The sequence below is a fragment of the Massilia sp. LMS1-1-1.1 genome (assembly GCF_040815535.1).
Taxonomy (GTDB): Bacteria; Pseudomonadota; Gammaproteobacteria; order Burkholderiales; family Burkholderiaceae_D; genus Janthinobacterium; species Janthinobacterium aestuarii.
The window spans coordinates 518,687-532,665 of record NZ_JBFPNG010000023.1; the positions used below are offsets into that span (position 1 = coordinate 518,687).

Below are 13,979 nucleotides of genomic sequence, written 5' to 3' on the forward strand. Positions count from 1 at the left end.
TGCGCTGGCCAGACAAGAGAAACTTGTCAGTAAGGTAAAATGCATTTAAGCAATTTTCTCATATCACAGTAAAAATCGCTAACTTTTGTTACTTTCACGACAATTCTCGAGACGCCGATGCATCGCCTGATTCCCCTGTCTTTCAGCCTCCTCTTTTTACTCTGCGTTAACGTCGCGCAGGCGGCCGTGGGCAACGCCGCCAGCGGTCCCGGCAAGCGCATCGCCCTCGTGATCGGCAATGCGGCCTATCCGCAGCCTCTATTGAATCCCGTGAACGATGCGCGTGCCATGGCCGAGCGCCTGCGCCGCCTGGGCTTTGAAGTGCTGTTGCGCACGGACATCAATGCGCAACAGCTGCAAAAGGCGTCGGCCGAGTTTTCCACGCAGGCGCGCGGCGCCGATATCGCCCTCGTGTTTTACGCGGGCCACGGCGCGCAGGCGGGCGAAGCGAACTATGTATTGCCGCTGGGCGCCAACATGAATGCATTGAGCGCGGCCGCCATCGCCGCGCAGGGCGTGTCCGTTTCCAGCCTGGCGGGCGACTTGCAGCGCACGGGCGCGCGCGGCGCCGTACTGATCCTCGACGCTTGCCGCCAGGAATATACGCGCGGCGGCGCCGTGGCGATTCCCGGCGGCGGCAATGCGGCCAGCCACGGCTTTGCCGATACGGCCGCGCCACGCGGCGTGGTGATCGCCTATTCGGCGGGCCCGGGCGCCCTGGCGCGCGACTTCTGGTCGCCCGATTCGCGCAACAGCCCCTACACGAGCGCCCTGCTCGACGCGCTCGATGCGCCCGGTTTGCCGATGAGCGATGTGTTTTCGCAAGTGGCGGCCAGGGTTGCCGCCATGACGCACGACGTGCAAAAACCCCGCGTGTCGTTTGGCGAGACGTCGGCGCGCCTGGTGCTGAACATGGGCAGCGGCAAGGGCGTCAGCCAGGCAACGCCAGGCGTGCTGGCCGGCGCGCAAGGCCAGGGCGGCGTGCGCGCGCCTGCGCCAGCGGTGGAAAAGCCGGCCGCACCGGGCGTCAAAGTGTGGCCAGGCAATGTACTGCAAGACATTAACTATGAAATCCGCATGCAGATCGCGGCCCGTCCATTTCCCCGCCAGCAACTGGAAAAACGCGCACGGGGCGGAGATCTGGTGGCGCTGACGGCCCTCGGCTATGGCATCGGCGGCGGCGATGCTGGCATCAAGCAGCCGAAGGCGGGCATGCAGTGGCTGGAAAAGGCGGCCGCGAAAGATTTTCCGATTGCCCAGACCTATCTGGCGGAATTGCTGATGGTCAAGGGCGACCCCGCTTCGCTGAAGCGGGCGGGCGTGCTGCTGGACGCCGCATCGCAGGCGGGCTACAGCCCCGCCCATGCGTATAAATTCGATCTGGCGCGGCGCACGGGCGCGCCGCCGCAGGATGCGGCCCGGCATTTGCAGGATGCTTTCATGGGCTTGATGAAGGATTACCAGGGCGCCGCCAAGGACATGATGCAGCCGCCAAAAAATAATTCAAAATAATTTTAGATTTCCCTGAACTGCCCCCGTTATCCGTGGGTACATGCAATAGAGCATGACAGTGACCAGGGAAATCTCATGCAACCATTCACCACCACCGGCCAGCGTGGCCGCATCCTCGCCTACCAACCGAGCGGACAAGGTTCCGTCAGCGTGGCCGGCATTCAACATGCGTTCGACGTGGCAACACACTGGCGCTCGGACGTGGCACCCGCCATCAACGCCGTCGTCGACGTGCGCTTCGATGAGGCCGGCAGCCTCGCCACCGTCAGCGCCGTGGCGACACAGCAACTGGCGCAGGAAGAGATGGCCGGCGCGGCGAAACTGGCACGCGACAAGGGCCAGCAGCTGTGGGGCCAGGCCGTGTCCGCCCTGGGCATCAAGGTGCTGGCCAGCCTGGGCGTTCTGATCGCCGGCGCCTTTATCTTCAACACCATCGGCATCCGTTTGTTCGCCTCCGTCTCGCGCACCTACTGGCAGCTGCTGGGCCTGTCCGCCGACAGCCTGGAAAGCTTTGCCCGCGATGGCGGCGGCGGTTTTACGTCGGCACAATTTTTCTTCCTGCTGGCCATTGCCGGATGCTGCGCCACCATGGTTAGCCGCCACCCGAAAGCGGCGCTGGGCAAGTGCGCCCCGCTGCTGTTCATCGTCATCCACAGCAGCTTGCTGTTCATCAAGATCAAGGGCGCCGTCAGCGACGCGGGCAGCGCCATGGGCGGCATCATGGGCACCCGCGCGGCCCGCATGGCCGAGCAGATGGCCAGCGAAATGCTGGGGCAAGTGTGGCAAGGCCTCTCGTTCGGCATCGGCTTTTACCTGGTGCTGGCGTCTTCCATCGTCCTGGCCGCTTACGGCGTCGGCGAATACAAACGTAAAACCATCGGCTAAGCCACCTCTTACACATTCATTGAAGGAAATATCATGCAACGTACCCTCCCAGCCCTGCTCGCCATCGCCGTCCTGCTGTCCGCCTGCGGTAAAACAGAGACCGCCACACCGGCCGCCTCCGCTCCCGTCGCAGCGAATGTCGCCGACATGGCCGCCAAGGCGCAAGTGAAGGCAGCAGCAGCCAGCCTGCCGCAAGCGGACGCTGCCACGCCAACGTCCAGCTATGTCGACATCACGAGCGGCCACCAGCTGATGTACAGCTACCTCGCCTTGTCCGGCGTGCCGCCCGACTACGCGGCCGTGGCCCAGCGCATCTCGCGCGAATATGCGGGCAGCAACGACGCCTTCCGCAAGCAGGAAGTGCTCGACGCCCTGAAACCGCAGATCGACGCCAAGGTCAATGAAGCGAAAACCAAGCGCTACCTGCGCTACCAGATCAATGGCCAGGGCGCACTGTCGCCGTACGCGATGGACAAGGCCGCCTTCCCCGCCAAGTTCGCCGACGCGGGCACCTATTACTACATGTACGACAACGGCGACTACAAGCTGGCGTTCACGAATGGCGACGGTTATTCGCTGCTGAAAGTGGACCAGGATGCGGCGCGCAAGATCGAAGCGGCGCGCAGCGGCTACAAGGATTTCGCCATCGTCGTGTACGCCTACGCCCAGGAAGCGGACATGGCCAGCAACCAGGTCAAGGCGCAGATCGTCAAGGTGGCGATCAAGCTGAACGGAGAAGAAATTCCCGTCAGCCAGGCGCGGTAGAACGGGCTCGGTTACACTGTTCGCCACATTGCATCGGGATCGGGATCGGGACATATGGGCGAACAGACACTGGCGGAACAACATCTGGCAAACGGGCAACGGCTGCAGCAGCAAGGCAAGCTGATCGAGGCGATCAACGCCTACCAGGCCGCGTATAAGCTGAATCCGGCCCTGGCCGAAGCGCAGCATTTCCAGGGCCTGGCGATGCTGGAGCTGGGCCAGGGCGCCATCGGCCTGGGCTTGCTGAAACTGTCGCTCAAGCAGCAGCCGGACAACGCCCTGTTCCACTACAACCTCGGTAACGTGCTGCGCGGCACGGACAGCGACGCGGCGCTGGCCAGCTACGCCACGGCGGCGCGGCTGGCGCCGCACGAACATGATTTCGCCATCAGCCATGCGGAATTGCTGATGGGAAAACAGCGGCTGATGGATACCATCGCCGAACTGGAACGGGCCCACGCCCTGCGTCCGCAGCGCTGGCAAACCCTGCAGGGACTGGCCGAGCTGTACTACCGCACGGGACAGCAGGAACTGGCGTTGCAACGCTACGCGCAAGCCCTGGCGCTGCATCCTGCGCTGGCGCAAACGTGCCGCATCGGCTTTGCCAGCCCCGGCACGGAAAACACGGAGCGGCTGACGGCGCCCGACGTACCGGCAAGCTTGCACGATTTCCTGCGCGAAACGGATTTGCACATCCTCGACGATTTCCTGCCCGATCCCGCCGCCTGGCGCGCGCAAGCGCTGGCGTTGCCGTTCGAGCAGCAGCGCTATGCGGGACAAAACTATCCAGGCAGCCAGACGGCAGGCCAGCCCAGCCAGGCCATCATGGAACGCATCGCCACGGCGCTGGGCCGGCCCATTCGTTTCATTTCGCCCGACAACGGTTCCTACCGCCTCAGCTATGCGGACGCCATGGCGCGCACCGATATCCACGTGGATAACGAGACGGGCAACAATTTCAATTTCTATGCGGGCGTGCTGTATCTGAACCCGCCCGAGCAATGCCAGGGCGGCACCACCTTCTGGCGCCACCAGCCCAGCGGCTGGTACCGGCGATTACCCGAGGCGGACGTGAAAGCGGGCGGCTACGCCAGCTTCAAGGATTTCCAGAAACGCTGGCTGCCGAACAGCAAAGTGCAGAAATTCAACGACTTGCAGGAACAGCGCGACAGTTGGCAAGCCCTGCTGGAAGTGCCGATGCGCCACAACCGCCTGATCGTCTACAAGGGACACTACTTTCACTCGATCAGCAATGTGTTTGGCGACACGCCGGAGAATGGGCGATTGGTGCAGCTGTTTTTCTTTGAAGTACCGGATTGAGCATGCTGCGCGGATATTGTCGGATTACGCAGCGTAAATCCGGGGTCAGACCCGACGGGTCTGACCCCAGCTCTTCAGCCGTCGGGTCAGTCAATACATATCCGCCGCCGTCGCCCGCACAGCTTTCAACAGCATATCCGCCCCCGGCGACAGCAAATGATCCTGCTGGCGAATAATGCCGAACGCATCCATCTTGCACGGCAGTTCGATGGGCAAGATGCTCAGCACGTTCAACGATTCATAGTAATGCGCCACTTCCGTCGGCATCACGTGCAGCGAGTCCGTCTGCTGTAGTAGCGACGTGATCAGGAGCAAGGCGGTCGTGTCGACCACATCGACGGGCGGTTCCTGGCCCGCGCGGCGGAACATCATGTCGAAGCGGTGGCGCAGGATGCTGCCTTGCGGCGGCAAGATCCACGGCTGGGCCGCCAAATCCTTCAATTGCAGATTCTTGCGCGACAGCAGCGGATGGCCATTGCGCGCCACGGCGCTGGCAGGCTCCTCCGTCAATTCCTCGTAGATGAGTCCCGCGCTGCTTTCCTTTTCCAGGATGCGCCCGATCATGAAATCGAGGGTGCCGTGCTGCAGCATGTCCATCAGGGTATTGCTGTGTTCCAGATGCACGCCGATGCGCATCAACGGTGCCTGCTGCTTGATGCGGGCAATCGCGCGCGGCAGCAAGGCCATGGCCGGCGTCATGATGACGCCCACTTCCACCTGGCCCGTGAGGCCCGACTTCAGGGCAACGATATCGTCATGCGCCAAGGACAGGCTCGTCAGGGCCATGCGCGCGTGGCGTATCATTGTCTCGCCGTAGATGGTCGGCTCCATGCCGCGTGGCAACCTGTCGAACAGGCGCACGTCCAGCATCTCTTCCAAGTCCTTGATTTGCTTGGACGCGGCCGGCTGCGTCATGTGCAACTCTTCCGCCGCGCGGTGGATGTTGCGCTGCTCGTCAAGGGCGATCAACAGCAGCAATTGCCGCGTCTTCAGGCGGGCTCGCAAGAACCAGTTGGGGTTGAGGGTATCCATGAATAAATCATATCATGATCGATATCAGTTTTAATTCAATATCGATGTTATAGATATCGGTATGTCTCCTTTTTATACTTGGTCAACAAGCGTTCACAATGCCTTGCAGGCGGCGCTCGGGTTAGCGGCCGGGCCAGCCGTTTGCTGGATGAATTCGATGGTGCCGTCCGGCTTGTATTTCAGCTCTTCCACGGCCACGGAACGCCGGTATTCTCCGCCGCCGGGCAACTTGTCGTTGTGATAGAAGATGTAGGACTTGCCGTTGAACTCGATGATGGCCTGGTGAATGGTTTTCACGACGGCGTTCTTGTCCATGATGGTGCCGCGGAAATGCCACGGACCCGTCGGCGTCGGACCCGTCGAATACGCCGTTTCTTCCGGGAAGTTACGCGAGTACGACAAGTAATACGTGCCCGCATGCTTATGCATGTAGGCCGCTTCCGTGAACGCATCCATGCCGAAGGTCAGAATCGGGCCGTCCAGCTCCGTCATATTGGGCTTGAGCTTGGCGTATTTCAAGACCGTGTTGCCCCAGTAAATGTAGGCCTGGCCATCCGTGTCAATGAAGACGGCCGGGTCGATATCGTCCCAGGGAATGGCCGTCTGCTTCGTCATGTCATTCGTGACCAGAGCGCTGCCGCGCGCGTCGACGAAGGGGCCTGTCGGGCTGTCGGAGACGGCCACGCCGATGGCTTTTCCCGGGATGCTTTTATGGTCGACGGTCGAATAGAAATAATATTTATTATCGCGCTTGACGATGTCACCGGCCCACGCATCCTTGCCGGCCCACGCGAAGGTGGAAAAGCGCACGGGCGAGCCGTGATCCGTCCAGTTCGCCATGTCGCACGAGGAATACACGCGCCACTCGTGCATGCGGTAATCCGTATCCGTGGCGCTCGCTTCATCGTGGCCCACGTACAGGTAGACCCTGCCATTGTCCACCAGCGCGGCCGGGTCGCCCGTGTAGATGTCCTTGACGATGGGGTTGGCCGCCTGCGCGCCGAATGGGGCGCAGGCGAGCGCCGCCGCCATGCCGATGGTTGCGGCAAGTTTATTCTTGTGAAACATGGTATTAACTCCGATTGGTATTTTTCTGACCCATGGCCATCAGTCTTTGCACGACGCAAAAGACGAACAGCAAGCCGCCGATGACGATCTTGGTCCACCACGAGCTGAGCGTGCCGTCGAAGGCGATCAGGGTCTGGATGGTGCCGAGCACGAGCACGCCGGACAGCGCACCCGCCACGTAGCCATAGCCACCGCTGAGCAGGGTGCCGCCGATGACGACAGCGGCAATCGCGTCCAGTTCCGTGCCTTGCGCATGCAAGCCATAGCCGGACAGCATGTAGAACGAAAACAGCACGCCGCCCAGCGCGGCGCAAAAGCCGCTGAAGGCGTAAATGAACACCTTGGTGCGGCCCACGGGCAGCCCCATCATCAGGGCCGACTGTTCATTGCCGCCGATCGCATACACGGCGCGGCCGAACGGCGTGGCGTGCGCCAGCCAGATGGCCAAGAGCAACGTGATCACGGCGATCACGACGCCGGGTGAGACAAAACCGCCGAGAAATTGCAATTGCGTCTGCGACATGGCCACGAACAACGGGTCATCGATGGTGATGGAATTGATGCTGATCAAGTAGCACAGGCCGCGCGCCAAAAACATGCCGGCCAGGGTGACGATGAACGGCTGCAATTTGAAGTAATGGATCAGCGCGCCCATGCTGGCGCCAAAGACCGTGCCCAGCGCCAGCACGGTGACGATCACCAGGAGCGGCGGCCAGTGCGCCACGTTGAGCAGCCAGGCGGCGATCATGGTCGACAGGGCCAGCACGGAACCGACCGATAAATCGATGCCGCCGGAGACGATGACGAAAGTCATGCCGACGGCGATGACCAGTAAAAAGGCGTTATCGATCAACAGGTTAAAGATCACTTGCGTCGACAGCAGGCCCGGATAGGCGGCACCGCCCAGGCCCAGCATCACCACCAGCAGCAGGACCGTGACGAGCGAGGTGAAATACGGGGTGTGCAGCAAGCCCTTCATGCTTTTCTCCGATGCAGCAATTGCTTGAATTCCGACGATTGCGACAGGCAGACGAGGAAGACGACGACCGACTTGACGACCATGTTCACTTCCGGCGGCACGCCCAGCGAATAAATCGTGTAGGTCAGGGTCTGGATGATGAGCGCGCCTATCATGCTGCCCACGAGGCTGAACTTGCCGCCAGCCAGCGAGGTGCCGCCCAAAGTGACGGCCAGGATGGCGTCGAGTTCCAGCATCAGGCCCGCGTTATTGGCGTCGGCGCTCTTGATGTTCGAGCTGATCATCAGGCCCGACAGACCCGCGCAGGCCGCGCAAAACACGTAGACGAAGAAGATCAGCGTCGCCGTCTTGATGCCGGCCAGGCGCGCGGCGACGGGGTTGATGCCGACGGCCTGGATGAACAGGCCCAGGGCCGTCTTGCGCATCAGCACGGCCGTGATGATGAACACGGCAGCGACGAGGAACAGCGAGAACGGCAAGCCAAACAGGTAGCCGCTGCCGATGAAAAAAAACGGTTGATAATAGACGGTGACGATCTGCCCATCCGTCAGCAATTGCGCCAGGCCACGCCCAGCCACCATCAGTATCAATGTCGCGACGATGGGTTGCAAGCCGAGTCCCGCCACCAGCACGCCATTCCAGGCGCCGCACAACAGGGCAGCGCCCAGGGCGGCCGCCAGGGCCCAGCCCATGGGGATGTTGCTCACGTAGGTCGGCACGCCGTTGTCCATCACCATGGTGCCGCCGATCAGCATGGCGGCCACCGTGCCGGACAGGGCTACGACGGCGCCCACGGAAATATCGATGCCGCGCGTGGCGATCACCAGGGTCATGCCCAGGGCCGCCAGCATCAGCGGGGCGGCACGGTTGACGATGTCGATCACGCTGCCGTAGAGGTGGCCGTCGCGGATCTCCAGATGAAAAAAGCCGGGGATGGCGAAGAAGGCCACCAGCAACAGCAGCAACAGCGCGGCCAGGGGCCGGCTCAAGGGGTGATGCAGAACGGTATGCAAGGCGGACGTACCCGTAGTGGAAGCCGGACGCGCCAGGGGCGCGTTCGATGGCGTGGATAAACTCATGTGGCGTCTCCGGCGATCACTTGCAGCACGGAACTGTCATCGAGCTCGCCGCGCGCATAGTCGCCGCAGGCCTTGCGGTCGCGCATGACGAGAATACGGTCGCTGCAGCGCAGCACTTCCGGCAACTCCGACGAGATGAACAGGATGGCCATGCCTTTGCGGCACAGCTTGCTCACATAACTCATGATTTCCTGCTTGGCGCGCACGTCGATGCCGCGCGTCGGTTCATCGAGAATCAGCATGGCCGGCGACGTCACCAGCCAGCGCGCCAGCAAAGCTTTCTGCTGATTGCCGCCCGACAGGCTGCCAATCGGCGTTTCAATGCTGGCCGTCTTGATGCCGAGCGCCTTCACATACTCGTCGGCCAGCGCCTGCTGGCGTTTGAATGGAATGGCGCGCAGCAAGCCCGTGCGGGCCTGCAAGGCCAGGATGATGTTTTCGCGCACGGACAGCGACAAAATCGCGCCCTCGTGCTTGCGGTCTTCCGAGCAGAAACCGATGTCCTGGGCGATCGCGTCGCGCGGCACGTTGAACTGGCGTATCTTGCCCTGCATAACGATGCTGCCGGAATCGGCCTTGTCGGCGCCGAACAGCAAACGCGCCAGTTCCGTGCGGCCCGAACCGAGCAAGCCGGCCAGACCCAGCAATTCACCCTGGCGGATGTGGAAATCCATGGGCAGCAGGGCGCCCTTGCGGCCCAGTCCCTGCGCTTCGAGCACAGTCGGACCGAAGCTGGCGGCGCCCGCTTCTTGCGCCAGGTCCAGCGTTTGCTCCTGCGTGTCGGCCGCCACGCCGATCATTTTATTCACCAGCGCCAGGCGCGACAGTTCGCTGCACGCGTATTCGCCCTCGCGCTCGCCATTGCGCATGACGGTGATGCGGTCGGAAATGGCGTAGGTCTGGTCGAGGAAGTGGGTCACAAACAGAATCGCCATGCCCTGCTCGCGCAGGCGGCGCAGCACGGAAAACAGCAGATTGACTTCCGCCTCGTCCAGGCTAGACGTGGGTTCGTCGAGGATCAGCACGCGGGCCGAAATGTTCAGCGCGCGCGAAATGGCGACCATTTGCTGGATGGCCAGCGGAAAACTGGACAATTGCGCCGTGACATCGATATCGATCTGCAATTGCTGCAGCAAGGCACGCGCCTGCTGCTGCATGGAACGCCAGTCGATGGCCCCGAAGCGGCGCGGGTAGCGGCCAATAAAGATGTTTTCCGCCACCGACAGGTTCGGGCACAGATTGACTTCCTGGTACACGGTGCTGATGCCGAGCAACTGCGCGTCCGACGTGGATGCGGGGGCGATGGGCTTGCCTTCAAACAGAATCTGGCCGCTGTCGGGCGTGTAGACGCCCGTCAGCACCTTGATCAGGGTCGATTTCCCGGCGCCGTTCTGCCCCATCAAGGTATGCACTTCGCCCGGATACAGGCGCAGGGCAACGTCGCTGAGGGCTTTGACGCCAGGAAAGGACTTGCTGATGCCGCGCAACTCCAGCAAGGGAGCTGGCGCGGCGTTGTGTTGCGCTTGCGTATTCATCATGCGGCAAGCTTAGTACTTACGGTTCGGGAATTCCTTGGCGGCCACCTCGGCAGGGAACACGCCTTCCACCGTCGTGATGCGCGCTGGCACGGGTTTACCGGCCACCACGTCGCGGGCGATCGACATCAATTGCGGGCCCAGCAGCGGGCTGCATTCGACGGTGACGTTCAGTTTGCCGGCGATCATGGCTTCGAACGCGCCTTTGACGCCATCGATCGAGATGATGATGATGTCCTTGCCCGGTTTCATGCCCGCTTCTTCGATGGCCTGGATGGCGCCGATGGCCATGTCGTCATTGTGCGCGTACAGCACGTTGATCTTCTTGCCTTCGGCCTTCAGGAACGCTTCCATCACTTCCTTGCCCTTGGCGCGCGTAAAGTCGCCCGTTTGCGAACGGATGATCTTCAATTTCGGATTCTTGCCGATGACTTCCTGGAAGCCTTCCTTGCGGTCGATGGCCGGCGCGGAACCGACCGTGCCTTGCAGCTCGACGATGTTCAGTTGCGCGTCCGGGGTTTTCTTGGCGTGCTCGAGCAGCCATTGGCCGGCGCGGCGGCCCTCTTCCACGAAATCGGAACCGATGAAGGTCACGTACAGCGATTTGTCGGTGACATTGACGGCACGATCCGTCAGGATGACGGGAATCTTGGCGGCCTTGGCTTCGCGCAGAACCGTATCCCAGCCGGACTCAACGACCGGCGAGAAGGCGATCACGTCGACTTTTTGCGCAATGAACGAGCGCAGGGCCTTGACCTGGTTTTCCTGTTTTTGCTGCGCATCGGCAAATTTCAGGGTGACGCCATCTTTCTTGGCCGCATCCTTGATGGAGACGGTATTGGCGGTGCGCCATTCGCTTTCGGCGCCCACCTGCGAAAAGCCCATGACGAGGGGCTTGGCGGCAAAAGCGGAAGAAGTAGCGGACAGTGCCAACAACATGGCGCTGGCGAGGAGTGTGCGGCGTGTCAATTTCATTCTTGTCTCCAGTTTTTTTTGGAATACCATCACAGCCGGATGCCGGATGGGCGGTTTTTTATGAACCCATGGTAGGAGAAAGCAACATAGCCATCCAATCAATTCTTTTTCGCTTGTGATATCGATTTGCGTATCACCTACCGCCCATCCCCTAGCCTGCTTACCGTTTGGCTGCCGGCAATTCGCGGCTTTGATAGCGGTTCAAGTCGCGCGCATCGACTTGCGGCCAGCCGTCCTTGTCCCACGTCATGGGCAAGATCTTGAGCTTCTGCAAATAATTGTCCGTCGTTTCATAGGCGTGCAGCACCAGGTAATCCTTGCCGTCAAACTTATAGGCGCTGTTGTGGCCGAGGCCTTGCCAGTCCTTGTCGCCTTTCAGCAGCACCGTGCCGCCGCCCTGTGCCATGTCGCGGCCATCCTTGTCCAGGTAGGGGCCCGTCACGCTTTTTGAGCGTCCCACGGCCAGGTGATAGGTGCTTTTTTCTTTCTGACAGCACAAGCCCCAGGAAACGAAGAGGAAGTAATCGTTGCCGCGCTGGAAGATGAACGGTGCCTCGATTTCCTCGGGCGCCGGCTTGAATTCGCCTGCGCGTGGCGGCAGGGGTACGCGTCGGGCCAGCGAGTGCCACTCTTGCGGTTCCGCAATATGGGTCCAGTCCGGCGTCAGTTTCACCAGCTTGATGCCATTCCAGAATGAGCCAAACGACATCCACGGCGTGCCCTTGGCATCGGTGATGATGTTCGAATCGATGGCGTTCCACTCGTCGCGTTCGGGCACCGATTGCAGCAGCATGCCCTGGTCGACCCAGCGGTAGTCGGGCGAGCGGGGATTCAAGGTGGTGTTGACGGTCACGCCGATGCCGGACGTGTTCTTGCCGAAGCCGGATACCGAGTAGTACAGGTAATATTTTCCGTCGTGAAATTGCACGTCGGGCGCCCAGATATGGTCGTCAAAGCTGGGAGCAGCTGTTTTTGCCCACGTAGGCTGGCCCGCGAAGACGCGCCCTTCCGGTTGCCAGTCAACCATGTTTTTCGAACTGTAGAAGGTGATGCCGGGACCGGTGCTGTACAAATAATACGTGTCGCCTTCCTTGGCCATCACGGGGTCGTGCACGCTGACTTGGGCCGCGTGCGCGGCAGCCATGATCGCCAGGGTGCTCAGGATGGCGGCCATGCCGCGTGTCAATGTGTGCATCGTCTTCTCCAAAATGGTCAGCCGGCCCGTCATGCGGGCCGGCCTGATGAGTGACAGGTGAGCGACAGCTTAGTCGACGGCCACCACCACGACGGCCTTGGCCGGTACCGACACGGTCAGCTTGCCGCCTTGCGCCTGGGCATTGAACGCCACCGGCTGCACGGCTTGCGGTTGCGCAAAGCTGTTGACGGCATCCATCTTGCCTGCGGTCAGCACGCGGCCCGTCACGCTGGCCACTTGCTTGCCGGCCAATGCCACGCTCACGTCGACAGCCTTGTGCGGGTTCGTGTTGACCAGCGACAGATACACCTTGCCATCCTTGCCGCGCGCGGCCGAGGCGCTCACTTCCGGAATGCTGACCTTGCCCAGGCTGTACTTGCCATTGCCCTGGATGGCGACCGGCAGGGACGTGGCATCCTGGAACGGCACGTACATTTCAAACGCGTGATATGTAGGCGTGAGGAAATATTTGTCCTTGTCGGTAATGATCATCGCCTGCAGCACGTTGACCATTTGCGCGATATTCGTCATGCGCACGCGGTCCGCGTGGGCGTGGAAGATATTGAAGTTCAGGGCGGCGACCAAGGCGTCGCGCAAGCTGTTTTGCTGGAACAGGAAACCGGTGTTGGTGCCCGGCTCCACGTCGTACCAGGTGCCCCATTCATCGACGTACAAGCCCGTCTTTTTCGAGGGATCGTTCTTGTCGATGGCGGCGATATTGTTCTTGATCAAGCTATCGATGCACAGGGTACGGCTCAGGGTCGAGATCCATTGATCTTCGCCAAAGCCCGTGGCGGCGCCCTTCTTTTCCCAGACGCCCGTCGGTACCGTGTAGTAGTGGAAACTGATGGCGTCCATCATGTTCGGCTTGATTTCGCGGCTCAGGGTGCTGGACCAGCTGATGTCGTCGTCATTGCCGCCGCTGGCGATAAATTTCGGGCGCGCGCTTTCCGGCGTCTTCATGAAGGTGTGATAGTGCTTGTACAGGTCGGCATAGTACTGCGGGCGCATATTGCCGCCGCAACCCCAGGCTTCATTGCCGATGCCAAAGTAATCGACTTTATACGGCTGGGCACGGCCATTCTTGCGGCGCAGCTCGGCCAGGGTCGACTTGCTGTCCGAGGTCATGTATTCGAGCCATTCGGACATTTCCTGCGGCGTGCCGGAACCGAGGTTGCCGTTGATATAGGTCTGCGCACCCAGGAGCTCGGCCAGATCGAAGAATTCGTGCGTGCCGACGGCGTTCGATTCTTCCACGCCGCCCCAGTTGGTGTTGACCTTGGTCGGGCGCTTGTCGCGCGCGCCGATGCCGTCCTTCCAGTGGTATTCATCGGCAAAACAACCGCCCGGCCAGCGGACCAGGGGCACGTGCAACTGTTTCAGCGCGCCCAGCACGTCGTTGCGCCAGCCCTTGGTATTCGGAATGGAAGATTCCGGTCCCACCCACATGCCTTCGTAGATGCCCGTGCCCAGGTGCTCGGCGAACTGGCCGTACACGTTCTTGTTGATCACGGCACCGGGCTTGGCCACGTCGATGGTGACCTTGACGGGCGCGGCAAAGGTGCTGCCGGCGGCCATGGCCAGGCTGAGGGCCACGATGCTGGTATGGATGAGTTTCATGCTGTCTCCTGTTT

The 13,979-nt window shown here is 61.4% G+C and carries 12 protein-coding genes; 4 read left to right on the forward strand and 8 right to left on the reverse strand.

From position 1 onward, the window contains the following. The first annotated feature begins 117 nt into the window (after positions 1-117). The 4 genes from MRBLMS1_RS17345 to MRBLMS1_RS17360 all read left to right on the forward strand — a co-directional run bounded on the left by MRBLMS1_RS17345 (position 118) and on the right by MRBLMS1_RS17360 (position 4,482). The gene (locus MRBLMS1_RS17345) at positions 118-1,512 is read left to right on the forward strand and encodes a caspase family protein (RefSeq protein ID WP_485880660.1); all 1,395 of its coding nucleotides are present in this window, start codon (positions 118-120) and stop codon (positions 1,510-1,512) included. 75 nt (positions 1,513-1,587) lie between these two features. Continuing rightward, positions 1,588-2,397 carry a hypothetical protein gene (locus MRBLMS1_RS17350; protein WP_331778246.1) on the forward strand — a complete coding sequence of 270 codons (810 nt, stop codon included), beginning with the start codon at positions 1,588-1,590 and terminating at the stop codon, positions 2,395-2,397. A gap of 33 nt (positions 2,398-2,430) precedes the next feature. Then, entirely contained in the window at positions 2,431-3,162 is a 732-nt protein-coding gene (locus MRBLMS1_RS17355) for a hypothetical protein (RefSeq protein WP_456129534.1), read from the forward strand. Between the two features lie 54 nt (positions 3,163-3,216). After that, positions 3,217-4,482 carry a DUF6445 family protein gene (locus MRBLMS1_RS17360; RefSeq protein WP_128140960.1) on the forward strand — a complete coding sequence of 422 codons (1,266 nt, stop codon included), beginning with the start codon at positions 3,217-3,219 and terminating at the stop codon, positions 4,480-4,482. Between the two features lie 90 nt (positions 4,483-4,572). On the opposite strand, the gene MRBLMS1_RS17365 is transcribed toward MRBLMS1_RS17360, so the two are convergent. The 8 genes from MRBLMS1_RS17365 to MRBLMS1_RS17400 all read right to left on the reverse strand — a co-directional run bounded on the left by MRBLMS1_RS17365 (position 4,573) and on the right by MRBLMS1_RS17400 (position 13,965). After that, complete coding sequence (locus MRBLMS1_RS17365; RefSeq protein ID WP_128140959.1) at positions 4,573-5,514, reverse strand: LysR family transcriptional regulator; 942 nt, start codon at positions 5,512-5,514, stop codon at positions 4,573-4,575. Positions 5,515-5,607: 93 nt separating this feature from the next. Then, positions 5,608-6,582 (reverse strand): glycoside hydrolase family 43 protein, encoded by a 975-nt coding sequence (locus MRBLMS1_RS17370; RefSeq protein WP_485880663.1) that lies wholly within the window; start codon positions 6,580-6,582, stop codon positions 5,608-5,610. A gap of 4 nt (positions 6,583-6,586) precedes the next feature. Beyond that, positions 6,587-7,561, reverse strand: coding sequence for a galactofuranose ABC transporter, permease protein YjfF (gene yjfF / locus MRBLMS1_RS17375; protein WP_035823670.1), 975 nt, complete (start codon positions 7,559-7,561; stop codon positions 6,587-6,589). Continuing rightward, a complete protein-coding gene (locus MRBLMS1_RS17380; protein ID WP_139091368.1) occupies positions 7,558-8,640 on the reverse strand; it encodes an ABC transporter permease in 1,083 nt (360 codons plus the stop codon). Before MRBLMS1_RS17380 ends, yjfF begins: the two co-directional genes overlap by 4 nt. After that, on the reverse strand, positions 8,637-10,178 hold the full coding sequence (locus MRBLMS1_RS17385; RefSeq protein ID WP_139091367.1) for a sugar ABC transporter ATP-binding protein: 1,542 nt from the start codon (positions 10,176-10,178) through the stop codon (positions 8,637-8,639). The genes MRBLMS1_RS17380 and MRBLMS1_RS17385 overlap by 4 nt, the downstream gene beginning before the upstream one ends. Positions 10,179-10,187: 9 nt before the next feature. Next, positions 10,188-11,150, reverse strand: coding sequence for an ABC transporter substrate-binding protein (locus MRBLMS1_RS17390; RefSeq protein ID WP_034752929.1), 963 nt, complete (start codon positions 11,148-11,150; stop codon positions 10,188-10,190). Positions 11,151-11,310: 160 nt separating this feature from the next. Continuing rightward, entirely contained in the window at positions 11,311-12,345 is a 1,035-nt protein-coding gene (locus MRBLMS1_RS17395) for a family 43 glycosylhydrolase (protein ID WP_485880667.1), read from the reverse strand. Between the two features lie 69 nt (positions 12,346-12,414). Continuing rightward, the gene (locus MRBLMS1_RS17400; protein WP_485880669.1) at positions 12,415-13,965 is read right to left on the reverse strand and encodes an alpha-N-arabinofuranosidase; all 1,551 of its coding nucleotides are present in this window, start codon (positions 13,963-13,965) and stop codon (positions 12,415-12,417) included. Positions 13,966-13,979 lie beyond the last annotated feature (14 nt).

Bases quoted from the DNA above. Each gene is read 5' to 3' on its own strand.
- MRBLMS1_RS17390 (WP_034752929.1), bottom strand. From the start codon at position 11,150: ATGAAATTGACACGCCGCACACTCCTCGCCAGCGCCATGTTGTTGGCA.
- MRBLMS1_RS17360 (WP_128140960.1), top strand. From the start codon at position 3,217: ATGGGCGAACAGACACTGGCGGAACAACATCTGGCAAACGGGCAACGG.
- MRBLMS1_RS17355 (WP_456129534.1), top strand. From the start codon at position 2,431: ATGCAACGTACCCTCCCAGCCCTGCTCGCCATCGCCGTCCTGCTGTCC.
- MRBLMS1_RS17370 (WP_485880663.1), bottom strand. From the start codon at position 6,582: ATGTTTCACAAGAATAAACTTGCCGCAACCATCGGCATGGCGGCGGCG.
- yjfF (WP_035823670.1), bottom strand. From the start codon at position 7,561: ATGAAGGGCTTGCTGCACACCCCGTATTTCACCTCGCTCGTCACGGTC.
- MRBLMS1_RS17400 (WP_485880669.1), bottom strand. From the start codon at position 13,965: ATGAAACTCATCCATACCAGCATCGTGGCCCTCAGCCTGGCCATGGCC.
- MRBLMS1_RS17395 (WP_485880667.1), bottom strand. From the start codon at position 12,345: ATGCACACATTGACACGCGGCATGGCCGCCATCCTGAGCACCCTGGCG.
- MRBLMS1_RS17350 (WP_331778246.1), top strand. From the start codon at position 1,588: ATGCAACCATTCACCACCACCGGCCAGCGTGGCCGCATCCTCGCCTAC.
- MRBLMS1_RS17380 (WP_139091368.1), bottom strand. From the start codon at position 8,640: ATGAGTTTATCCACGCCATCGAACGCGCCCCTGGCGCGTCCGGCTTCC.
- MRBLMS1_RS17385 (WP_139091367.1), bottom strand. From the start codon at position 10,178: ATGATGAATACGCAAGCGCAACACAACGCCGCGCCAGCTCCCTTGCTG.
- MRBLMS1_RS17345 (WP_485880660.1), top strand. From the start codon at position 118: ATGCATCGCCTGATTCCCCTGTCTTTCAGCCTCCTCTTTTTACTCTGC.
- MRBLMS1_RS17365 (WP_128140959.1), bottom strand. From the start codon at position 5,514: ATGGATACCCTCAACCCCAACTGGTTCTTGCGAGCCCGCCTGAAGACG.